Genomic DNA, 22,150 nt, shown 5'->3' with positions numbered 1-22,150 from the left:
ACACCCTGATGCATAATTTTTGTGATTTTAGATAAAAACTTGTTTGTAGAGAATTCTTGACAAAAACTTTTTCTAAACCCCCTATGAGCTGCATGTCTTTGCTGCTTTGCCTTGCACAGGTGGTTAGAAACGAAAATGAAATAAGATTCAAGCTTGAGCTTAACTTGGCACGCACAGGTGAAAAATGCATGTCTGGCACTGAAACCCTAATCCCCTTTGTCAAACCAAAGAAGAATGGTGAGGAAGCTCCAACGATCATTGTGGATAGCCGTGAAGCTACTAGCGCGGCGAAGGTTGTTAAGGGGTTGCGGGAGCGAGGTGCCGTGGTTAAGGCTCAGGCGTTGGAGAAAGGCGACTACATCTTAAGTGACCAATGTGCAGTGGAACGCAAAACCGTTAGCGACTTTGTCTACACGCTTACTCGCAGGTACCTTTTCGAGCAGATTTTTCGCCTCAAAGAAGCCTACCCCAAATCACTGCTGCTCATCGAAGGCTACCTGCCCATGATTTACAAGTTCAGCAAAATCCAGCCCGTAGCCGTCTGGGGCGCCATGTTCAACCTAGCCAAAAACGGGGTCGCCATGGTCAACACCAACAGCTACAAAGAAACCGTTGACTTCCTCTACGTCGCCGCGCGCCAAGAACAAATCGTAGAAAAACGCAGCCCCATCGTTCACGCCTGCAAAAAACTCGACACCATCTCTGAATCACAACTTTACTTCATAGCCAGCCTACCCAACATCGGCAGAGAAAAAGCCACCGCCATCCTCAAATCCTACCAAACCCCACAAAACGCCCTCATAAACATAGACGACTGGAGCAAAACCGTCAACGGCTTAGGACCCATAATCACCAACAAAGTCAAAGCCGTCCTCACCACCCCTCACAAAGAACAACCAACAACGCCCGAAGACCAAAACACAAGTCAGACCCAATAACTCCTTGTTTCGCGTTGCAGATGGGGGTTGGGATGCAAATCTATTTATTAAGACATTGCGTGCAATATACCAGTTTAGTAACGGTGACATCACGTAATGAAATCATCTATAGTGCAGTTTCCCTTTGGATTGGTGGCTTTTGGTGAGCAAGGTCAAGTTGTTGAGAAAGCCCTGTTTCCTAAGCGTGCGCAAGCTGCCGCGAAAATAATTTCAAAGCTTGAATCGGGAAAACTCACAAGCGACATTGAAAACTTGGTTTCTTCTCTTCAAACCCTTGGCTATGACACCTTGTTTTTTGAGAACGCCCAGCTAGCAGAGCAAACCAAAACTCAACTGGGCATCCAAACTGAAGTAGCCACGCCCAAACAGGCAGAGGCGATACGCGCTAACTCGCAAAACTTAGCCGTGGCTGTGGGGTTCGTAAAAGACGCCCAAGAACTTGCCCTGTGGACACGCAACGTAACCATGGAACTCGCCAAACTCCAAGTCAAAGGCGAAACCGAAAAACGCGACCTCATCGTAGCCCAAGCCATCCAAACCCTAGACGACCTCGACCGCACCCTAAACCTGTTCATGGGTCGCCTACGCGAATGGTACGGCGTCCACTTCCCCGAACTCGACAGGCTAGTTGAGAAACACGAAACCTACGCCAGATTAGTCTTGGACTTGGGTTCCAAGGAAAACTTTACCGCCGTTGCCCTCCAAAAAGAGGATTTGCCCAAAAATAAAGTGGAGCAGATTAGCCGCATCGCTGAATCCTCCATGGGCGCCGACACCGCCGAAGTTGACCTTAACCAGATTCAGGCGTTGAGCAAAAATGTTTTTGACATGTACAAGCTGCGCGAAAACATGGAAGCCTACTTGGATAACACCATGGACGAAATCGCCCCCAACATCAAAGCCATTGTCGGTTCTTTGTTGGGTGCACGTTTAATCTCCATAGCTGGTGGACTGCAAAATCTTGCGCGTCGCCCAGCCAGTACCATGCAGGTTTTGGGTGCAGAGAAAGCGCTGTTTCGTTCCTTGAAAACGGGTGCGCGACCTCCAAAGCACGGCTTGATTTTCCAGCACACCCTAATTCATGATGCTAAACGGTGGCAACGAGGAAAAATCGCCCGCGCAGTTGCAGGAAAACTTTCCATAGCTGCGCGTATCGACGCGTTTGGTGGACAGTACGCAGGCAAGAAGCTAAAGGCTGATTTGAACCGCCGCATCGAAGAAATCCACCAAAAGTATCCTGAGCCGCCTCCAGTTCAAGAGCAAAAACCCGCAGAGCAACGACCCCGTGAGCAAAGACGCGACTTCAAAGACCGCAAAAGCTTCCGTGGCGGTGGAGACAAACGCAGAAACTTTAGACGCGGCGGCGACGGCGGACGTGACCGAAAGTGGAGAAAGAACAAGCGTGCAAATAAGAGTTAAGCCCCACCCACAATTCACGGAAATCTACCAAGCCACCCTCGAAGACGGCGCCCACCGCTTAGCAACACGCAACCTCGCCAAAGGACGCACAGTCTACGGCGAACGCATAATCCGCTACGACGGCGTAGAATACCGCCTATGGGACGCTTTTAGAAGCAAACTTGCAGGCGCCATACTCAAAAAACTTGAGATCGTGCCCATCAAGCCTAATCATCAGGTGCTGTATTTAGGTGCCGCATCTGGAACCACGCCAAGCCACATCAGCGACATCGTCGGCGAAACCGGGCACGTCTACTGCGTCGAATTCGCCCAAAGAAGCCTACGCGACCTAGTCACCAACGTCATACCCTACCGCCTCAACATGTCCCCCTTCCTCGCCGACGCACGCATGCCCCAAAAATACGCCATGTTCCTACCTGGCAAAGTCGACGAAATCTACTGTGACATCGCGCAGCCTGAGCAGGCTAAGGTGTTGGCTGATAACGCGGATGTCCTGCTTAAGCCCGAGGGTTGGGTTATGCTTGCCGTGAAATCCCAAAGCATCGACGTAACCAAGCCACCCGCAGAAGTCTACCAGCAAGAAGCAAAAGTTCTCAGAAAACGCGGCTTCAAAGTCGAACAAGTCATCGAGTTAGACCCCTACGACAAAGCCCACGCCATGATAGTCGCCCAAAGATAACCCGCCGCTTGGGGTTTATCCCAGTTTGGTCTGGGTGGTTCCCTGCTGGTCTTTTAGGGTTTTTGCGGGTTTCCACGATTTTCTAATGCATTCTGGGTAGTCTGGATGATTTTTTAGCCAGTTTTTAAGAAACGCCGGGGTTTTCGGGTCTGTTAGGTAGCCTGAACCAAAATCTCCGTACCGTTCACGTAGCACGGCGATTTCTTTGTCGCGTTCGACCTTTGCGATTATGGATGCGGCTGAGACTATGATGTAGGTTTTGTCGGCTTTGTGTTCGCTGACGATTCTAGTGGTTGTTATTGTGCAGGCTTGTTGGATGTGCTGGGCGAAACGTTCGGCTATGATGTCGGCTGCGTCGACGTATGTGGTGTCGGGTTTTAGCTGGTCTACGATTTGTGCCATGGTGTTTGCTTCGAGCCTGTTTAGCTTGTAGAGTTTGATTTGGCTTTCCACGGCGCGGTCAATTTCTGCTGGGGGCACTTTCACTACAAAATGTTTCTTGCACACGTTGATGATTTCTTTGGCGATGGCTTCGCGTTTTTTGGGTGCAAGCAGCTTAGAATCTTTCACTCCCAAACCCGAAAGCAAATGCAGCTCATTTTCATCCATCAAAACACCCGCAACAACCAAAGGACCCACAACACAGCCCCTGCCTGCTTCATCTATCCCTGCAACCAACAAACCAAATTGCTCCCTACGCTGTGCCTAAAGCATGTTGTATCCTATAACGCTTTTCGCAGAACGGGTTTTGGGTTGGGTGCCTCTTGAGTTGTTGCTTGTTAGTTTTGGGGCTGTTTTTTTGGTGAATACGCTGTAGTTGTGTTTTTTGGTTCGTCTGGTTTAAATATGAGTGTTGGAATTCTAACTGTGCAAAGAGGATAGATCGAATGGGTTCAAAGTCTCCAAGAGGCGAATTCGCCGCTCGCAAACTCCAAAACAAACGGAAGAACTTCCGTTGGAGCGACCGCTACTACAACCGTCGCATGCTTATGCTCGACGAAAAAGTAGACCCTATGCAGGGAGCACCACAATCACGCGGCATCGTACTAGAAAAAGTCGGTGTCGAATCAAAACAGCCAAACAGTGCCATCCGCAAATGTGTCCGGACACAACTTATCAAGAACGGACGTGTCATCAGCGCTTTCCTACCCGGAGACGGCGCCCTCAACGTCATAGATGAACACGACGAAGTAACCGTCGAAGGCATCGGCGGAACCCGCGGAGGCGCCATGGGTGACATTCCCGGTGTACGCTGGAAAGTTGTTATGGTCAACGGCGTAAGCCTAAACGAAATGGTTTACGGCAGGAAACAAAAACCCGCAAGGTGATAAAAAGTTATGAGTACAACATCACAAGCTGTAGACAACGAAATTAAGCTCTTCCAGAAATGGAGCTTCAAAGAAATCGAAGTCACCGACTTTGGTCTACAACGTTACATGACCCTAATCCCAATGGTTGCCCCCCACAGCATGGGCAGGCACGAACACCAAAGATTCCGCAAAGCAAACGTCAACATCGTCGAACGCCTAATCAACAACCTCATGCGCCCAGGCAAAAACGCAGGCAAAAAAGCCAAAGCCGCAAACATCGTCAAACAAGCTTTTGAAATCATACACTTACGCACAGGCAAAAACCCCGTTGAAATCCTAGTCCGCGCCGTAGAAAACAGCGCACCCTGCGAAGACACCACACGCATCAGCTACGGTGGAGTCGTCTACCACTTATCCGTCGACGTTGCACCCCAACGCAGAATCGACCTTGCCATACGCCACATAACCGTAGGCGCACGCGCATCAGCAGCCAAAAACCCCCGCTCCATCGAAGAATGCATAGCCGACGAACTAATCCTAGCCTCCAACAACGACATCAAGAGCGCAGGCGTAGCAAAAAGAAACGAAATCGAACGAGTCGCGCAATCATCCAGATAAACGCGCCCTCTTCTTTACTTCTATTTTATTTTACAGCAGTTTTGTTTTCAAAAAGAGTTTTGTGGCTATTTCGTGTGCAGTTCCACGATGTCGCCGTCGTCTAAAACGAAGGTTAAACCTGCTTTTTGGGGGCTAAAAGGTAAACGTTTTGCCCAGACGCGGGCGAAGGCAAAGTCTTTGACGAATTCGCCGTGGATGTTCTTGGCTAGGTCGTGTAGGGTGGAGCCTTTTTTGAGGGTGAAGGGGTTTTTGCTGGGTTCTTTGGCTCCGGGTTCTTTGGTGTAGATGCGTATTATGCCCATGGTTTTGAATAATGCTTCTCCGACTTGGTCTAGGCCTGTTTGTTTTTGGGCGGATATGGCTATGATTGGGATTTTGCCTGCTGCTTGGGTTTGTAGTTGTTTTAGGTTTGCTTGGGCGTTTGGCAAATCCAGCTTGTTAGCTATGATTAGAGCGGGTTTGTAGATGGTGCTCTCAAAAATGGAGTCTTCGACTTCTTCTAGGGTGACTTCGCCGCTGATTCTTACGATGGCGTCGTTTATTCGATAGCTGCGTAGGAGTTCTTCAACTTCTTTCATGGTGGTGTCGATGAGTTTGCCCACCAAGATGATGCGTAGTGATACGCCTGTGTGGCGGCGGTCGATTTCTACGCGTCCTTTGGGTCTGCTAAGGAGTATGCGGGCTTTTTCAAGCTCTTCTCTGAGCAGTTTGAGCTGCTGCACAGGGTTATCTGCAAGGTCAACCATTAAAATTATGCCATCTGCGTTTCGAGCTGACCCTATCGTTGCCATGCCCCATACTTTGCCCTCTGCGGAACCCTCCATAACGGCGGGGGCTTCTACAATCTGGAACTGGATGTCCTCGTAGGTCATGATGCTGGGGACGGGTTCATGAGACGTAAACGGCACAGGTGAAACAGGTACTTTTGCGTTTGTCAAAGCTGAGAGTAAACTGCTTTTTCCAACGTTTGTCATGCCCAGCAAGGCAACTTGTGCGGCGCCTCCTTTTTCCACAAAAATCTTGGGTCCACTGCTTTTTCCAGTGCCCTTCTTTTTCTTGTCGTCAAGGTCCTTGCGGATAATTGCCATTTTCTTCTTGACTTGCCCTCGAAGCTTGAGGGTGCCCTTGTGCTGGGGAACCGCAGCTAAGAATTCCTGATACTTCTGCAGTTTCTTTCTTGGGTCATTGGTTGCTTCTACCTCAGCCCATTTGTCCTTTGCTTCAGGAGGTAAATTTGCCGGCATACACGCTTCAGCCATACATACAGCAAACACGGCTTTAATACAATTTCTGGTCTTGGGGCGTAAGCTGGCTGTTTTGGAGTGTGAATTGTTGTGGCTGGTTGGGTTGGCTGTTTGTGGTAAACATCGTGTAGGGTACGACAAAGTTAAAATAATTGGATGAACTGATGTGTTAAGCGAAATCACTAAAATTTAAGGAAAAATAGATTAAAATAGGGATGAATTGAGATGAGCAAAAGCGATAAACCCCACATTAACCTTATCATCATGGGGCACGTTGACCACGGAAAATCAACTACCACTGGACACTTGCTCTATGAGGCAGGCGCAATTGACGAGCGTATTATCAAATCATACCAAGACGAAGCAGAAAAGATGGGTAAAGGCACCTTCAAGTTCGCCTGGGTTCTTGACAACCTAAAGGAAGAACGAGAACGAGGTGTAACCATTGACCTTAGGTTCCTGCAGTTCCAATCAAAGAAATACAACTACACCGTCATTGACGCCCCCGGACACAGGGACTTCGTAAAGAACATGATTACAGGCGCAAGCCAAGCAGACGCATGTGTTCTCTTCTGTTCTGCAAAGAAAGGCGAATTCGAAGCAGGCATTGGCCCAGGCGGTCAAACCCGTGAACACGCCTTCTTGTCCTTCACCTTGGGTGTACGCCAAGCAGTCGTTGCAATCAACAAGATGGACGACATCTCGGTTAACTACAGCCAAGAAAGGTACGACGAAATCAAGAACGAAGTTACCCGCATGCTCAAGATGGTCGGTTACAAAGTTGACAAACTCAACTGTGTTCCCGTTTCAGGCTGGACAGGCGAAAACCTTGTCAAACGAAGCGACAAGATGCCCTGGTACACAGGTCCAACCCTTCTTGAAGCACTTGACGCACTAGAACTTCCACCAAAACCAACCAACAAACCCCTGCGTGTCCCAGTACAAGACGTCTACACCATCACTGGTATTGGTACTGTTCCCGTAGGCAGAGTCGAAACTGGTGTCCTCAAACCAGGCACAAGCGTCGTCTTCATGCCCAGCAACAAGAAAGCAGAAGTCAAATCCATGGAAATGCACCACACCTCTGTTCCCGTAGCTGAACCCGGAGACAACATCGGCATGAGCGTTCGAGGCATCGCCAAAAACGACGTACACCGCGGAGACGTCGCAGGTCCAGTTGACAACCCACCAACCGTAGCCAAAGAATTCATCGGACAAGTCATCGTTATCCACCACCCAACAGCAATCGCCGCAGGATACACCCCCGTACTTCACTACCACACAGGACAAATCGCATGCCGCTTTACACAACTGCTAAAGAAGATTGACCCCCGCTCTGGTCAAGTCACAGAAGAAAACCCCAGCTTCATCAAGACTGGTGATGTTGCTATCGTAAGAATGGAACCCCTACGCCCCATCGCTGTCGAAACATACCTTGAATTCCCAGAACTTGGTCGCTTCGCCGTCCGAGACATGGGCACCACCGTCGCTGCAGGCGTCATCAAAGAAATCACCAAGAAAGGTCCGTAAACCTTTCCTTCCTTTTTGTTTTCTTTTTTTGTTGATTTGTTTTAGCGGATTAACCGTTTTTTCATCAAATAGATGCTTAGCGCAAAAAGTGCAATTGTTACTACGGTTGTCCATGCTGCGGCTAAGATGATTATTATTTGGGGTGATAGTCCGCCTAGCGTGGTTATTTCTCCGATTATGAGTATGCGTGACAGGTTCGCTATGTGCGTTAGGGGTAGTGTGGCAAGGGCTATGGTTTGGATGGCTTCTGGAAGTGTTGATAGCGGGATGAAGGTGTTGCTGATTAGGAACATGGGGGTTATGAAAAGGAAGATAGGGTAGTTGAAGAAGTCGATGCTGGGTGCTATGGCGGTGAAGCACATTCCCATGGCTGAGAAAAGCAGTCCCGCAACAAACGCAACCGGGATCATGCAGAAAACCCATGGGCTGGAAATCAACCCGAAAGCCGCAATTACTCCCAAAACGATGGTGGCGTTTATGGTTGCGCGTGTGGCGCCCCATAGGATTTCGCCTGCAATGACTTCCTCTACACTGATGGGGGTGGCAATAATTGCGTTGAAGGTGCGTTGGAAGTACATGCGTACAAACGAAGCATACGTGCACTCGAAAAATGCGCCGTACATAACTGTAATTGCAACCAATCCTGGGGCAATCCACTGAATGTATGATGTGCCCTCGATAACGTTTACAAAAGTGCCTAAGCCAAACCCGAAAGCAAGTAGATACAAAATCGGCTCAAGCAATGACGGCAAGAAATTGGTTTGCCACGTTTTCATGAACACATCAAAGTTTCGCCGCCAGACCTTCCACACGCGATACGTTAACCTGAACTTGGGGTTCACTGCCTGATTTGTCATTCTCGTAGTTTCCTGCCTGTGGTTTTAAGGAAGACATCTTCAAGGTTAGCATTACGAATGGACATATGCTGCCCTGGAAATTTCTTGACTATGCGCTCAAAAACTCTGTGTTCTCGAAGATACACGTGGATTTGCTCTCCATAAACCTCCATCTCCGCGTCAGGCAACTCTTCCTTGAGAGCCTTTAACGTTTCAGGACTGTAGGACATCTCCACAACATCTTCCCCAGCATACTTTTTGATGAGCTCTTTAGGTGCGCCTGTCTGGATTATTTTGCCGTTATCCATTATCAAGATGCGGTCGCACAACGCCGCGGCTTCTTCCATGTAATGCGTGGTTAAGATTATGGTCACACCTTGTTTGCGTAGGCTGCGGATTTCATCCCAAACCGTGTGCCTGCCCTGCGGGTCTAATCCTGTGGTGGGTTCATCTAGAATCAGGATTTTGGGTTGGTTGATTAATGCGCGGGCTATGATGAGGCGTCGTTTCATGCCGCCTGAGAGCTCCATGATGTTAGCGTCTTGTTTTTCGTCTAAAGCAAAGAACTTTAGCAGTTCCATGGCGTGTTGGGTAGCTTGCTGCTTTGGCATATCAAAATAGCGGGCGTAAACCTGCAGGTTCTTTAAGACGCTAAAGTCAGGGTCCAAGTTGTCCTCTTGGGGCGCAACACCTATCATGCTCTTTATCTGCCGCGCCTGCAACGAAACATCCAACCCCGCCACCGTCAACCTGCCTTGGGTTACGGGCGAAAAACAGTAAATCATGCTTACCGTGGTGGTTTTGCCTGCGCCGTTTGGACCCAAAAACCCTACGCATTCGCCCTTGTAGACCTCAAAATCTATGCCGTCAACCGCTGTGAACTCCTTAAACCGCTTCGTTAAGCCTTCAGCTTTGATGAGAACTTCAGAAACCATACGCTGTCCACACAAACCCTGCCGTGCACAATAACAGCTTAACTCTCAAAACCCAACGCTATAAACCTTTCAGCCAGCAAAAACCTGCAGAAAACGTCCCCCAAAACCTGATGGATTCGAAATGTTTTGCCCCTTGAGTGGGTCTTGTCTTTTTTTTGTTTCATAAAACTTTTATATTCCGCAAGGGGTTTGTGGTTATGAATAATCCAATGGACCACGGTGCTGTAATGGAACCCAGCAAAAAACCGTTAAATGTACTCATCAAGCAGCTTCACGGTAACATCGAGGTAGTTCTGAAAAACGGATGTGAATATAAAGGGAAAATGATACGCGTTGACGGACACATGAATATCTTGTTGGAAGGCGCAACTGAATTCAAAGATGAACAGATGCTCACTAACTATGGTAACGTGCTTTTGCGTGGAAACAACGTGCTCTACATTGTCCTAAGCACCATCCACCACTAATCCCTTCTTCTACTTCTAAGTTTCCACCCGCATAAGCGGTGGCTCTGCTTTTCTACGTTTTAGGTTTGCGTGTTATAGCTGGATGGTTTTTGTGTTTTGCACTGCAGTTTTGACCATGCTGTTTATGTCTAGTTTTGCTTCGGCTTCTTGGACTGCTTCAAGTTTGGCTTGGGTAGAGGGTTTGCTTGGAACAGCGTTGCATCCCGCATCTTTTCTTGTGGATACGGGGTAGGTGCCGATTTTTTTGGCTACGGCTTCGGTTTGGTTTTTGTCAAAACCCAGCAAGGGGCGATGGATAGGGTAGAGGGTTGCGGCTTGGTCTATAACGTAGAGGTTTTGCATGGTCTGGCTAGCTTGCTCTCCGATAGCTTCCCCCGTAACAATGCCCACAGCGTTTTCTTGCGTTGCGATTTCTTGGGCGATGCGGTACATAAGACGCTTACACAAAAGACACGTGTACCTGTCCCCCGTTTGGTGTATGGCTTTCATGTTTTCGCCGTTTGGAACTATGAGGATTTTGCTTAGGTAGCCAATTGCGTGGTCTTGGAGTTTGCGGGCGGCGTCTACGGCTTTCTCGCGCGACTGTGCATCCGTGTAGGGTTCATTATCTATGTACACTGGAACCGTTGGGCTGCCGCGTTTCATAACCAACCAACACGCTACAGGAGAGTCAATGCCGCCGCTAAGCAAACAAACATTCTTGCCCTGAGTCCCCAACGGAAAACCCCCCGCGCCCTGAACCGTCTGTGCATAAACAAAAGCTTCCTGCTCACGCACCTCAACAGTCAACGTAACCTGCGGGTCAGTCAAATTCACCTTGAGACTGCGCTCTTCCAAGCTGTCAAGGATTTTCTCGCCCAGAATCTGGCAGACTTGGATGCTGCTGTACGGGTGGGTACCGACGCGGTGGCATCGAACTGCAAACGTGCTGCCTTTGGGCATGGCTTCTTGGGCGGCTTCTATGGCAGTCGCGGTAATATCTTCAAGGTCTGCGGTGGTTTGCACGGCGGGGGATATGCTGGTTATGCCAAATACGCGGCTCAACGCCTCCGCAGTCTTTTCAGGCTCAGAAGTCTTCAGGTAGATCCTGCCGCGCATACGAACAACAGCCTTGGGTTTGAGGTCCTGCGCTTTCAACGCCAACTTGAGGTTCTGCAGGGTCTGCTTCTCATAAACACGCCTCGTCCACTCACTTTTAATGCCAATCTCGCCACTAAAGCGAACAATAATCGTATCGGGCTGCGTAACCAAAACCTACTTCACAATTTTAAGAAACCTGAACCACAACAGCCGATTTAACAGTTATGCCTCCCAACCAATACGGCAACTGCTGGCAGTACCCGACCCAAAACCAGCAAGCACATAGACCCCCTCCCCCTATCGTTTCTGCATACAATTAAAATTTGGAACCAAATAGGCGGCAAATAGGTTGGTGAAAAGCGGGGGGTTAGGGTTAGGCGTTGGTTTTTTGCCTTTTGAGCTTATGCTGAAGACTGCTGCGTAGTGTGTTTGGGTGATTGTGGTTTTACTTTTGGTAGATTGGTATCTCAACGGCAGTGAAACTTGTCTTTGGACTTGTTTTCTTTACGTTTTCTACGCCGCTGTTTCTGTTGTAGGCGCACGGTAGTGTTACTGAGAAGGTTGTGCCTTTTCCAACTGCGCTTTTAAAGCTGATTTTGCCTTTGTGGGCATCTACAATTCTTTTGGATATTGCTAATCCCATGCCCATGCCTTTTGCTTTGGTTGTAATTAGCGGAGAAAAAAGCCTTCTTTGGAGTTCTTCAGGTATGCCGACTCCTTGGTCTTTAAAAGTGAATTGGATATTTGTGCCCTCAACTTTGCTGTTGACCCAAATTGTTCCTTTTTGGGGGATTGCTTGGATGGAGTTTTGAAGAATGTTCAAAAAGACCTTTTCTATCTTTTGGGCGTCAAGTAGTAAAGTGGGTTCGTTACGGGTTTTGTCTTGTATGCGTACGGTTTGTGGGACTTTTAGCTTTGACAGGGCATTTTGAATTAGCGTTTTTGGTGTACACTGTTTTGGATGCAGCACCACCTCGCCCGAATACTCAATGAGGCTTGTTACAATCCTGTCCGCATCGTCAATGGCAAGGTTAATCGTCTTCAAGATGTCTTCTCTTTGCTCAGCATCAATTGTGTCGCCCTTTTTCTCCAGAAAATACGCACAGTTTTTGATGGCAGCCAAAGGGTTACGTAAGTCATGCCCCAGTTGTCTGCTTAAGTCACTTATCGAAGAAAGCCTCTCCGCCTTCACCGTAAGCTCTTCCAACTTTTTACGGTCAGATATGTCAACAAAACTTTCCACTAGCAAAAGCTTCTCTTTTATCTTAGCCTTAACTACACTTTTTAAAATTGGAACCCTTTTCCCATTTGCCGTCAAGATTATTCTTTCTTGGCTGTCTACTTCTAACCCGCAATCTGTTATTGGGCACTTTCCCTTTTGTGTGGGACAAATAAAGTTGTGGCACTCTTTTCCTAACACTGCCTCTTTACTGGCGCCAATTATCTGCAACGCCATTTTATTTGCGTCAACAATTTGGTGGCTGGCAGCATCTATGACAACGACCCCTGTGTACATTAAGTTAAACATGTTTTCTATATGGTGCTTGCTGTCAGCTAATTCTTGTATCGCTTTTTTGCGCTCAGTGATATTGGTGAAAAGTGCCAAATCAAAGATTGCATTTTCATGTACGATTATTTTTGCTGTGATTTCGGTAAACCTGATTTCGCCGTTCTTTAGCTTAAATTGTGTCTCGTATGGAGGAATGTTTTTTCCTTGTAATCTTTTTTTGAAATTCTCTATTAAACGGGTTTTTTCTTCTCTGTCAAGAAAAAGTTGTTCAAGAATAGTCCTTCCAAGTATCTCTTCTTTTTTGTAGCTAGTGTACCTTTCTGCTAATTCATTGACGGCGACAACTTTGCCAGTTAAGTCAATTATAACTGCTGGAATAGGGATGGCTTCTAACAATGATTCAAATGATTGATAATACTCTATGCTACACGCTTTAGCTGCCATCTTCGATACCTTTCTTCTTGACTTTATCTGTTCTTAAAATAAGAGCATTGTTAACTTGAAATTTGTATATGAAATTAAGAGTTAAAGACGGAATTAAACGGATTAAACCGTATAAAACTCAAAAAGAACCCGATAACGCCTTTGACTTTCATTTTCAAGAAACCCACCAATCCGACGCGGACCTAACCCTTTTTCCCAAGCCGTCCCACACTTAACCTTCAACGCAGAAAAGCAGATTCGCTTCACCTGGGTAGTCCCTTAAATCAGTTTGTATAAGTTTGTTGTTTATACGGGTTGGATGTTGGTTTTTTGCCATTTAAGGCTGATGAGGAAGACGGTGAGGTAGCATGTGAGGGCTGCTATGAGGGAGATGGAGAGTCCTGCGGTGATGCCTATTGCCGTTGCTAAAACTGAGCCTAAGACGGACATGACGCCGTTTATTGCCCACATCCAGGGGATGCTGATTTTGGTGTCGGAGTGGCTGATTAGGCTTATGCCTGTGGGGAAGGGCATGCCCATGAAGAAGCCCAACGGGAAGATTAGCAGGATGGTTATGGCGCTTCGAACAACCGCGTCAAGGGGCAGCCACATGGCAAGCAGCGGATTCAAAGCAACCGAATACACGGTAGTCAACGCTATGACGGTGGCGCTTGCAATCATGACGGTTTTTAGCCAGTTCACAGGTTTTATGAACCTGCCCACAAAACTGCCAATGCCCGTGGATAGCAGCAGCGTGAAGAGGATAACTGAAAGCGTTCTAGTCGGGTACCCCAAGAACAAGATGAATTTCTGGAGCAGTGCAATCTCGACTAGCATGTACCCAATGCCTAGCGCGCCAAAGTATAAGACAAACGGCAAAATTTCTTTGGTTTTGGTGTCTTGGCGTTTGCGTATGAGCGGGGCTGCTGAGACGGCTATGGCTGCGGCTGCGGCGGCTATGACAAGTGGCTGGAGGCTTTCAGGGATGCCTTTTTCAAAAGAGAAGAAGTAAGGGTTGTCGTCGGTGGCGGGGCGAATTTGGCTCTCAGAGTTTTCGTAGAACTCTTCTAAGGTGATGTCTCCGTTGAATAGTTGTGTGTAGGGTTCTTGGGTGCTTACGTGGGCAAGGGTTACGACTTCGTGGTTGTCGCCTAACGCGAGGGTGTTGACTTGCACGTTTTGGGCTTGCTCCACGGTGAAGGGCGTCTTCTTTAGCATGAATAGGGCGGCGACTCTTCCGGGTTCGTACTCCCAAGTTGTCACCGAAATATACTTGCTCACGTCCTCTGGTGCGACGCCCCGCGAGAGGAGCAACTCCGTGGCGGTGGTTACGAGTTTGGGGACTTCCTTGATAAACCGTGTTATGCTCAGAATGCCTCTGTCGGTTAAGTGGTCATAGTACTGCTGGAAAGCCTCCTCTGTGTACAAGTAATTCTCCGCCAACGCATAACCGCCCGAAGACAAAGCCGCCCAAGAATCCACCATAGTCAAAACAATAACGTCAAATTCTTCTTCAGTGCGGCTAATGTAGCTCCTGCCATCATCAATAACTTCGTTAACGTCATCATACGGCGCTAACCCATCATCATAACTGTAAATGTTCCCCGCTTTTGCACCCAAATCTTTCACGACCTGAATCACAATTGGGTTAATCTCGACGGCTGTTACTAAGTCGCTGCCTCCCTGCAATGCCATCAACACGTCGCCGCCTCCGCCTGAACCGATAACCAGCGTATGCAACGGGTCATCCACCACGTTGTAGGGCGTGTAGTATATCATGTTCCTGAGAAACTCGGCGTCGTTGAGGGAGCCGTTGAAGCGGTAAACGTTGGTTCCTGCATCTGCGTCTATGAATATGCTGGCTGCTATGGGGCTTGTCACGGGGTAACCTGCCACGACGTCAACGCGGGAAAAAGAGTTCCAGTCCGTGTAAGCGTTGAATAACGCGGGGTCTTCAAGGGTGCGGTACAACGATTTAGCCGTGTTAGGTTCTGCGCGTATCCACGAATTCTCCGCGTTGCTTGCCGCCATAAACGACGACGCCACCAAAACCACAAACCCCAACGCAATCAATTTGCGTTTGTTTGCAGCAAAAGCAAAAAACAATCCCCCAACCGCCACTATGACGCCCACGACTAACACGGCAGTTCCCGCACTCAAAGGCCCCAAAACAGGCTCAACCAAAAAGCAACCCAAACTTGCCCCAATCATATCCGCAAAATATAGAGAATACACGGTTTTGCTTTGGCTTTGGAAAACTGCCGAGATGCAGACTCCGCAAAAGAAGAACGGGATTACAGATACGGCGTAGAAAACGTATAGGGCGTACATGGATATGGGGAACCGTAGGATGGTGTAGAGGATTGCGGGTATGGATATTGAGAAGATGAGGGTGGCGGCGGTGGCTATGTCGAGGAATTCGCGTTTTTTGCCTAGGAAGTGTGAGAAGACGCCTCCAAAGCCTAAGCCGAGCATGGCGACGGAGACGGCTATGAATGCGTAGTGGTACCAGATGACTGTTGAGTAGATGCGGGTTATTAGGATTTCAAGCATTAAACTGGAAAACGACACTAACAAAATGGCTGCGAGAATGAGTTGTTTGCGTCGTTTGGTTTTGCCGTCTAGGCACGTTGAATTCATGCCCCTTTTGTCCCTTCCACATCACAAACCACCCCACTCAAATTTAACGAGCAGCATGTGTGATTCCCACTGACAGTACGGGAATGTTTAACAGCAAGTTTACCTTTTGCCATGAAAACTCGCGGGGCAATTCAACTTGGAAGAAAGTTACGTGCAAACTTTGGTTGGTTTAGGTTTAACTTCATGTCAAAGCAGGGTCTACCTTGAACTTGTGCGGCTTGCCAAACCTTCTGCGGCAAAAACAATATCCTCCGCCTCTAAGGTCACACGCCAAGACATCTACCGCATAATGCCTGCCCTACAACGGCTAGGCTTAATCGAAACCATCTTGGGTTCCCCAACCACGTTCCAAGCCGTCCCAATCCACGAAGTCATACCCATCTTGATGGAGCGCCAAAAACAGCACCACAGCAAACTACACCAAAAAGCAACACAAATGCTCCAGCACTTCGAAAACACCCCCGAAAACGGTCACCAAAAAGACGACCACTACTTCATGATAATCCCCCAAAAAGAAGCCAGCCTCAAACGCAGGAAACAAACCATAGAAAACGCCAAAAAAACCTTCCACGTAATTAGCTCCAAAAGAAGAGTCTTCCACGCATCCTTCCACCTGCACGAAGAACTAATCAAAGCCGCAAAACGCGGAGTAAAAATCCGCATCATAACCGAAAAACCCCACGAAACCGACAACTACCCCAAAGAACACCGCCTCCTGCTCAAACACCAAAACGTCCAAATCCGCTACCTCCCAGAACCCCCAAAAGCAGTTCTCACAATATCCGACCACAACGAAGCCAGCCTACTCACCCACCCAACCTCACACTGGACACAATCCAACGCGCTGTGGACAAACAACCCCAGCTTCATAGCCATACTCCAAGACCACTTCAAAAATACGTGGGATAACGTCACGCCAGAATAATCGTGCCCGTGAAAAAGAGTGTGTGTTTTGGTTAGATGAGTGAAGCGAAGATGTTTAGGGGCCATGACTTGAAGGGTTTGACTACGAAGATGTCTGCTTGGTCGATGCCTTGGATTTTGTGGACTTGATTTGTTAGCTCGAAAAGGTCGTTGAATTCGTTTAACGCGATTAGGGCTTTTAGGTCGTATGTGCCAATTAGCCTTACGGCAAACATGAGATTTGGAGTTTTAAGCAGCTGGGCATGAATCTCCGCGGTTTTTCCCCTGTTTGCAACTCTAATAAAAACGTGTGCCAACGCTTTGTACCCAAGCTTCGCTAAATCAACAGTTATAGTGGATAACGTCAACAATTGCCCACTCAACCGCCTGTACCGCTGTATCACGTTTTTTGTTGAAATGCCAACTTGCTTTGCAATACTGCTAAACGGCACTCGTGCATCATACACCAAAAGCTTTGCAATTTGCCGGTCTACTTCGTCCATCTGGAATTTCTCAGGTGCATATTCTGTGGGTTTGGACTTGGTTTCCTTAGGTGGCAACTCTTTTCCAAGTGGCTTAATTGCTAGATTTTCCGTGTGGTCCATGTTTGAGGTTTCTACCCAAATCTGAGCGTCCACGCGTTTGATTTTCGGGTTAGAACCAATATCATCCAAAATCTTCGAGAGCCTTTCAACCTCACGCAGTACAACTATAGCTCCAATGGTGTATTTTCCATATCTGCCTGTAGTTGTAGGCATATACGGCTTAGTTTTAAGAAACTCTACAACATCCTGTACATTTTCCACTGCTGTTATGATGCCAATATCAGCAACGCATTTGTAACCAAGAATATGCGGATTCACCTGCATAATCTCACCTGTGATTACCCCTGTTTTCTTCAACTGTGCAAAGCGCATTCGTGCCGCGCCAACAGAAATCTCGCAGTTCTGGGCAATCTTGGTGAAACTGGTGCGTGCATCTTTTAGCAGCATCTTTAGAATCTTGGCATCAGTCTCGTCGATTCTTATTTGGTCTTGCAAGGTTAAGCCTATCTTCTTTTAATGTGCCTTTCCCACAGTTAAATTTTCTTGTCACCACCCGTAGACAAATTATGTGATGCAACTCGGGATTGTCTGCATTTTTTTTCTTATTTGGCTTGTTGTGAGAAAAATTTTATATACAGTTTCGGGGATACAGAGCCTCAAAAACGAGGCATAAAAATGAAAATTACCTCAAAAAAACCCTTAACTAAAACAACATTACTGGCAATCTCGGTATCATTTCTGTTATTAGCAAGCGCTTTCGCAGCATTACCCGTCACTAACGCACACACTCCAGCGTGGGACATACCCATCTGGTCTTACATGAACGTTTCACCAAATCCAATAGGCGTCGACCAAACCGCTTTCATCGTTTTCTGGTTTGATAAATCTCCCCCAACAGCAGCAGGCAGCGGCGGCGACCGATGGACCGACATAACAATCGAAGTCACTGCACCCGACAACTCTAAAGACACTCTAGGACCATTCACAACAGACTCCGTGGGTGGAAGCTACGCAATGTTTACCCCCACACAGGTTGGCACCTACACCTTCGTGTTAGATTTCCCTGGACAAACCGCTAGTCTTTATCATCCTGAAACGGGCGTCGCGGGCAACCCCAGTGACTTTGTCAATGACACCTATTCCTCTAGTACCACAACTGCCACTTTGACTGTGCAAGAAGAACCGATTTCTGACCCTATTAGCCCCCCGCTTCCAACAAGCTACTGGACGCGCCCCATCGAAGGACAAAACACTGACTGGTCATGCATAGCCTCAAACTGGCTAAGCGACCCCTTTGCATACCCTTACAGCAGAGTCCAAACAGTCGGTTCAGCCCCTAACAGCGCCCACGTAATGTGGACTAAAGAAGTTCACTACGGCGGTGTCGTTGGAGGCAGCAACGTTGGCAGCGACGGCATGACCTACTACGGCGGACTAATGTACGAATGCAAATTCGCTAACCCCATCATAATGCAGGGACGACTATACTACAGCATGCCCCTTAGCAATTCACCTTCTGCTTACGGCTTTACCTGTGTTGACTTGACAAACGGTGAGACCCTCTGGACAATCGAAGAATCTTTCGGAGCTGAACCCTTTGGTTTGCCCTTCGCGCAACTCTACGACTATGAATCTATGAACCAGCACGGCGTAATTCCTAACGGCTACATCTGGCGCGTTGTAGGAAGCACATGGATGGCGTATGACGGCTTTACTGGAAGCTGGCTCTTTAACCTAACCAACGTTCCTGGCGGCACAAACGAGGTAGGCACAAACGGCGAACGCCTAAGATACGTACTTAGCTCTGATGCCAACTGGTTGGCTCTATGGAATAACACTGCCGCATGGGGTCTAACTGGAGCATCAAATGCAGATGACACAAGCAGCAACGCGTATCAATGGCGACCAGGCGGCAAAAGCGTTGACGCAAGCACCGCGTACTCGTGGAACGTGACGTTGCCTGAGCAGATAAGCGCAGGATCAGCAATTATAGACGTTATCCCCGGTGATTTGGTGCTTGGGCGAAGCAGCGCATTTGCAGGTCTAACTGGCTTTGGAACCCCTGACCCCTACACCCTATGGGCGATAAGCCTAAAACCTGAAAGCCGCGGCGAACTACTTTGGATACAAAGCTACGATGCACCCAACGACAATCTCACCCGCGTAGCAGGCAAAATAGACCCAGCAACACGCGTTTTTACCATGTACGACAAGGAAGCTGTGCAGTGGACAGGCTACAGCCTTGATACAGGCGATAAGGTTTGGGGACCAACTGCTTCTGAGCATCCCTTTAACTACTACGCCACCAGCGCAGGCGTCATGAGCGCAGGCACCTCCATGGTTGCATACGGCAAACTCTACTCCACAGGCTTCTCTGGCATACTCTACTGCTACGATATGTCCAACGGCAACCAGATCTGGAATTACAGCACCCCAAGCGGCTTTGCAACACCCTACGGCGGCTACTCCTCTCTCATAGGAGCAATCTCAGACGGCAAAGTCTACACTTACTTCATTGACCACTCTCCAAACGCGCCACCCTACAAAGGCGTTGAAGTCCGCTGCATAAACGCAACCACAGGCGACGAAGTCTGGACAATCATGGGTTGGGGCGGCGACCGCTCCTTGGCAATTGCTGACGGCTGCTTGACATACTACAACCTATACGATGGACAAATCTACTGCGTAGGCAAAGGACCAACCGCGACAACTGTCTCTGCTCCTCAGCTTGAGCTTCCTAAAGGCTCTCAGGTGCTGATAACGGGTACCGTCACGGACGTTTGTGCAGGCGCCAAAGAGTTAGTGGAAACAGGCGAATTCAACGTTGTTCCCGCTGTCTCTGACGAGAGCATGAGCGACTGGATGGAATATCTTTACATGCAAAAACCAATGCCCCCTGACGCAGACGGCGTTACAGTAAAGCTAACAGCCATCGACCCCAACGGCAACACCCAAGACCTTGGAACCGCTACCACTGACACAAACGGCAACTACGCAGTCGCATGGACACCTCCAGTTGAAGGAATCTACCAAGTTACCGCAACCTTCCACGGAACCAACTCCTACTACGGCTCAACCCAAACAGCCTACTTCATAGTCGGCGAAACCACAACCTCCACAACACCCGCAGCCTCCGCCCAACCAACACCCACACAACCAACACAAACACCCCCACAATCCGCTTCACCTTCCCCAAGCATCGCACCCCCACCAACTAGCGACACGCCAACAACAACCTACATAGCAATCGGAGCCGCAGCAGCCATCATCATAATCATCGCAGCAGCTATCGTCCTTCGCAAACGACAATAACCAACAAAACACAAACCACTTCCTCCACCTTTTTTATTCCTCACCAACACAACCCCTGGGCTGAATGGGCTTTGGCGAACATCACTCCTATTGGTAGGCATCACTAATGGGTTTCATTCTTCCTCCTTGTGAACCCAAAGCCCCAGCAAACCCCGCTGTACCTTGTGTGAAAAATTAGGCTCAACCCTATTCTACTCGTTTGGCAGAACTTGGAGCACGCTGTTTAGTCTTATGCAAAGTTTATGTGTCGGCGGGAAGTTGCTTGGTTCAACTAGTTTTTTCTGATTTGTTCTTTGTTTTTTCTTCTTTTGGTGCTAACGAAAAGATGACCTTCAAGAGGTACCCCAGTCCAGCGAAGAAAATAGCTAGTCCAACAGGAGAACCCCAAGAAAATATTGCCACTATTGCTTCTTCCATAACCACACACTCCTCTCATCACTATCAAGTAGCTTTCGAATTTTCAATTATAGAAAAAATGAAAGCCGTATCCAACATAAACTATCTGTATTCAACTATTAAGCATTTTGACAGCCTCATAATTGCCATCAAATTTCGAAAACGCTTCAGAGCCTTGTGCACACCGTTTCAAACCAATATACAACTGGTGGTGGGGCTGCCCGGATTTGAACCGGGGTCTATAGCGCCCGAGGCTACAAGCCTGGACCAAACTAGCCGACAGCCCCATGTTTGTGTTTGTTGCTTTGTTTTGATTGAGTGGTCTGTAAGATAAGTTTTCCTCAGGTCAAGGTTTCTTGACTTGCATTGGGCGGTGTTGGGGGCTTGTTTGGTCAAAATATCCTTACAAAAATGCTTTTTACGCGAAATAAGCCTAGATTTTGAGTGGAGTGTGATTTAGTGATGTTAGGTTTGAAGCGTTTGGTTGCGGCTGGGTTTTTGGCTGTGGCTCTTTTGGTAGTGTACTACTTGATGAGTGGTAAGGGGTTTGGGATGGATTCTAACTGGGGGTTTGTTTTGTTAAATGTTGGTTTCTTTGGCTTGTTTGTGCTGTTTATGCCGTTTAAACGCAAGGTTAGCCGCCGCTCCTCAAGCATCTACATTGCCTTCATAGTTGGGTTGTACGCGGAAATGTACGGTGTCCCCTTGACCATGTACTTTTTTAGCTGGGCATTTGGCGCAAGCAACCTCTACACGCTAGAGTTTTTGCTCTCAGGCGTTCTGGGGCAAGAGCTCTTCTACACGACCTTCACATACTTCATATTCCCCGCAACTGCCCTTCTCATGATAGCGGGCATACTGCTCATAGTTTTTGGGTGGAAAGAAATCTACAAAGGACAAGCCACCAACCAGCTCGTCACGTCGGGTATTTACTCGCGCATACGCCACCCCCAGTACCTTGGCTTCATGCTGCTGACTTTGGGCATGAACTTGGAGTGGACAACTTTGTTCACGCTGCTCATGTGGCCCTTGCTCGTTGTCATGTACTACCGCCTTGGCAAAGAAGAAGACGCAGAAAACTTTGAACGCTTCGGAGATGCCTTCCAAGAATACAAACAAAACGTCCCCTCCCTCATCCCCCACTTACACCCAACGCCGCTGCAAACCCCAACTCCACCACCAAAACACGCCACTTAACCCTTCAGCCCCCTCTTTTTAGCTCTTCAACTTAGCAGATTTGCTTGTAATGCCACTGTAAAACGTGTTTATGCCTCAAAAAATCGTCTTTTTTCGCATGAATTTGTTCACCGTAATGTTAATAAAGTCCGCACTATGTTATCATCCATGCTACTTCCTATGGTTGGA

At 48.2% G+C, this 22,150-nt stretch carries 19 protein-coding genes and 1 tRNA gene; 10 read left to right on the top strand and 10 right to left on the bottom strand.

Translation table 11 applies throughout. The annotated features are described in order from the left end of the window. Positions 1 to 188 precede the first annotated feature (188 nt). The 3 genes from NWF04_04820 (at position 189) to NWF04_04810 (ending at position 3,036) form a co-directional block, all read left to right on the top strand. A complete protein-coding gene (locus NWF04_04820) occupies positions 189 to 938 on the top strand; it encodes a hypothetical protein (GenBank protein ID MCW4005904.1) in 750 nt (249 codons plus the stop codon). A 96-nt stretch (positions 939 to 1,034) separates the two neighbouring features. Beyond that, on the top strand, positions 1,035 to 2,357 hold the full coding sequence (locus NWF04_04815; GenBank protein MCW4005903.1) for a C/D box methylation guide ribonucleoprotein complex aNOP56 subunit: 1,323 nt from the start codon (positions 1,035 to 1,037) through the stop codon (positions 2,355 to 2,357). Next, positions 2,341 to 3,036: a fibrillarin-like rRNA/tRNA 2'-O-methyltransferase gene (locus NWF04_04810; GenBank protein MCW4005902.1), complete on the top strand. Its 696-nt coding sequence runs from the start codon at positions 2,341 to 2,343 to the stop codon at positions 3,034 to 3,036. The genes NWF04_04815 and NWF04_04810 overlap by 17 nt, the downstream gene beginning before the upstream one ends. A gap of 15 nt (positions 3,037 to 3,051) precedes the next feature. On the opposite strand, the gene rnhB is transcribed toward NWF04_04810, so the two are convergent. Further along, the gene (gene rnhB, locus NWF04_04805) at positions 3,052 to 3,717 is read right to left on the bottom strand and encodes a ribonuclease HII (protein MCW4005901.1); all 666 of its coding nucleotides are present in this window, start codon (positions 3,715 to 3,717) and stop codon (positions 3,052 to 3,054) included. 206 nt (positions 3,718 to 3,923) lie between these two features. Here rnhB and NWF04_04800 point away from each other — a divergent pair, with 206 nt between their 5' ends. Beyond that, positions 3,924 to 4,364, top strand: coding sequence for a 30S ribosomal protein S12 (locus NWF04_04800; GenBank protein ID MCW4005900.1), 441 nt, complete (start codon positions 3,924 to 3,926; stop codon positions 4,362 to 4,364). A 9-nt stretch (positions 4,365 to 4,373) separates the two neighbouring features. Further along, positions 4,374 to 4,964, top strand: coding sequence for a 30S ribosomal protein S7 (locus NWF04_04795; GenBank protein ID MCW4005899.1), 591 nt, complete (start codon positions 4,374 to 4,376; stop codon positions 4,962 to 4,964). 65 nt (positions 4,965 to 5,029) lie between these two features. Here NWF04_04795 and NWF04_04790 read toward each other — a convergent pair whose 3' ends face one another. After that, entirely contained in the window at positions 5,030 to 6,208 is a 1,179-nt protein-coding gene (locus NWF04_04790) for a 50S ribosome-binding GTPase (protein ID MCW4005898.1), read from the bottom strand. Positions 6,209 to 6,433: 225 nt separating this feature from the next. On the opposite strand from NWF04_04790, the gene tuf reads away from it, so the two are divergent. After that, positions 6,434 to 7,738 (top strand): translation elongation factor EF-1 subunit alpha, encoded by a 1,305-nt coding sequence (tuf, locus tag NWF04_04785; GenBank protein ID MCW4005897.1) that lies wholly within the window; start codon positions 6,434 to 6,436, stop codon positions 7,736 to 7,738. A 41-nt stretch (positions 7,739 to 7,779) separates the two neighbouring features. On the opposite strand, the gene NWF04_04780 is transcribed toward tuf, so the two are convergent. After that, a complete protein-coding gene (locus NWF04_04780) occupies positions 7,780 to 8,595 on the bottom strand; it encodes an ABC transporter permease (protein ID MCW4005896.1) in 816 nt (271 codons plus the stop codon). Then, positions 8,592 to 9,509, bottom strand: a complete 918-nt coding sequence (locus NWF04_04775; protein ID MCW4005895.1) for an ATP-binding cassette domain-containing protein — start codon at positions 9,507 to 9,509, stop codon at positions 8,592 to 8,594. The genes NWF04_04780 and NWF04_04775 overlap by 4 nt, the downstream gene beginning before the upstream one ends. A 197-nt stretch (positions 9,510 to 9,706) precedes the next feature. Between NWF04_04775 and NWF04_04770 the strand changes: the two genes are divergently transcribed. After that, complete coding sequence (locus tag NWF04_04770; protein MCW4005894.1) at positions 9,707 to 9,976, top strand: ribonucleoprotein; 270 nt, start codon at positions 9,707 to 9,709, stop codon at positions 9,974 to 9,976. A 72-nt stretch (positions 9,977 to 10,048) separates the two neighbouring features. On the opposite strand, the gene thiI is transcribed toward NWF04_04770, so the two are convergent. The 3 genes from thiI to NWF04_04755 all read right to left on the bottom strand — a co-directional run bounded on the left by thiI (position 10,049) and on the right by NWF04_04755 (position 15,629). Next, positions 10,049 to 11,227 (bottom strand): tRNA 4-thiouridine(8) synthase ThiI, encoded by a 1,179-nt coding sequence (gene thiI / locus NWF04_04765; GenBank protein MCW4005893.1) that lies wholly within the window; start codon positions 11,225 to 11,227, stop codon positions 10,049 to 10,051. Between the two features lie 274 nt (positions 11,228 to 11,501). Further along, a complete protein-coding gene (locus tag NWF04_04760) occupies positions 11,502 to 13,010 on the bottom strand; it encodes a PAS domain S-box protein (GenBank protein MCW4005892.1) in 1,509 nt (502 codons plus the stop codon). 285 nt (positions 13,011 to 13,295) lie between these two features. Further along, positions 13,296 to 15,629, bottom strand: a complete 2,334-nt coding sequence (locus NWF04_04755) for a hypothetical protein (protein MCW4005891.1) — start codon at positions 15,627 to 15,629, stop codon at positions 13,296 to 13,298. Between the two features lie 136 nt (positions 15,630 to 15,765). On the opposite strand from NWF04_04755, the gene NWF04_04750 reads away from it, so the two are divergent. Further along, complete coding sequence (locus NWF04_04750; protein MCW4005890.1) at positions 15,766 to 16,554, top strand: hypothetical protein; 789 nt, start codon at positions 15,766 to 15,768, stop codon at positions 16,552 to 16,554. A 31-nt stretch (positions 16,555 to 16,585) separates the two neighbouring features. Here NWF04_04750 and NWF04_04745 read toward each other — a convergent pair whose 3' ends face one another. After that, on the bottom strand, positions 16,586 to 17,572 hold the full coding sequence (locus NWF04_04745) for an AsnC family transcriptional regulator (protein ID MCW4005889.1): 987 nt from the start codon (positions 17,570 to 17,572) through the stop codon (positions 16,586 to 16,588). Between the two features lie 180 nt (positions 17,573 to 17,752). Between NWF04_04745 and NWF04_04740 the strand changes: the two genes are divergently transcribed. After that, on the top strand, positions 17,753 to 20,389 hold the full coding sequence (locus NWF04_04740) for a hypothetical protein (protein MCW4005888.1): 2,637 nt from the start codon (positions 17,753 to 17,755) through the stop codon (positions 20,387 to 20,389). A 267-nt stretch (positions 20,390 to 20,656) separates the two neighbouring features. On the opposite strand, the gene NWF04_04735 is transcribed toward NWF04_04740, so the two are convergent. Together NWF04_04735 and NWF04_04730 are read right to left on the bottom strand one after the other, a co-directional pair. Continuing rightward, positions 20,657 to 20,806, bottom strand: coding sequence for a hypothetical protein (locus NWF04_04735; GenBank protein ID MCW4005887.1), 150 nt, complete (start codon positions 20,804 to 20,806; stop codon positions 20,657 to 20,659). Positions 20,807 to 20,994: 188 nt separating this feature from the next. Then, a tRNA-Pro gene (locus NWF04_04730) sits at positions 20,995 to 21,072 on the bottom strand. Positions 21,073 to 21,256: 184 nt separating this feature from the next. On the opposite strand from NWF04_04730, the gene NWF04_04725 reads away from it, so the two are divergent. Next, positions 21,257 to 21,982 carry an isoprenylcysteine carboxylmethyltransferase family protein gene (locus NWF04_04725; GenBank protein MCW4005886.1) on the top strand — a complete coding sequence of 242 codons (726 nt, stop codon included), beginning with the start codon at positions 21,257 to 21,259 and terminating at the stop codon, positions 21,980 to 21,982. The last annotated feature ends 168 nt before the right edge of the window (positions 21,983 to 22,150 follow it).

It is taken from the genome of Candidatus Bathyarchaeota archaeon, assembly GCA_026014465.1.
Lineage (GTDB): Archaea > Thermoproteota > Bathyarchaeia > Bathyarchaeales > Bathycorpusculaceae > JADGNF01.
This window is presented reverse-complemented; position numbering and strand designations above follow the sequence as displayed.

What these genes read in the sequence shown, in the direction of transcription:
- NWF04_04820 (MCW4005904.1), top strand. Translation starts at nt 189, where the DNA reads ATGTCTGGCACTGAAACCCTAATCCCCTTTGTCAAACCAAAGAAGAAT.
- NWF04_04815 (MCW4005903.1), top strand. Translation starts at nt 1,035, where the DNA reads ATGAAATCATCTATAGTGCAGTTTCCCTTTGGATTGGTGGCTTTTGGT.
- NWF04_04800 (MCW4005900.1), top strand. Translation starts at nt 3,924, where the DNA reads ATGGGTTCAAAGTCTCCAAGAGGCGAATTCGCCGCTCGCAAACTCCAA.
- NWF04_04795 (MCW4005899.1), top strand. Translation starts at nt 4,374, where the DNA reads ATGAGTACAACATCACAAGCTGTAGACAACGAAATTAAGCTCTTCCAG.
- NWF04_04790 (MCW4005898.1), bottom strand. Translation starts at nt 6,208, where the DNA reads ATGCCGGCAAATTTACCTCCTGAAGCAAAGGACAAATGGGCTGAGGTA.
- tuf (MCW4005897.1), top strand. Translation starts at nt 6,434, where the DNA reads ATGAGCAAAAGCGATAAACCCCACATTAACCTTATCATCATGGGGCAC.
- NWF04_04780 (MCW4005896.1), bottom strand. Translation starts at nt 8,595, where the DNA reads ATGACAAATCAGGCAGTGAACCCCAAGTTCAGGTTAACGTATCGCGTG.
- NWF04_04775 (MCW4005895.1), bottom strand. Translation starts at nt 9,509, where the DNA reads ATGGTTTCTGAAGTTCTCATCAAAGCTGAAGGCTTAACGAAGCGGTTT.
- NWF04_04770 (MCW4005894.1), top strand. Translation starts at nt 9,707, where the DNA reads ATGAATAATCCAATGGACCACGGTGCTGTAATGGAACCCAGCAAAAAA.
- NWF04_04760 (MCW4005892.1), bottom strand. Translation starts at nt 13,010, where the DNA reads ATGGCAGCTAAAGCGTGTAGCATAGAGTATTATCAATCATTTGAATCA.
- NWF04_04755 (MCW4005891.1), bottom strand. Translation starts at nt 15,629, where the DNA reads ATGAATTCAACGTGCCTAGACGGCAAAACCAAACGACGCAAACAACTC.
- NWF04_04740 (MCW4005888.1), top strand. Translation starts at nt 17,753, where the DNA reads ATGAAAATTACCTCAAAAAAACCCTTAACTAAAACAACATTACTGGCA.
- NWF04_04735 (MCW4005887.1), bottom strand. Translation starts at nt 20,806, where the DNA reads ATGGAAGAAGCAATAGTGGCAATATTTTCTTGGGGTTCTCCTGTTGGA.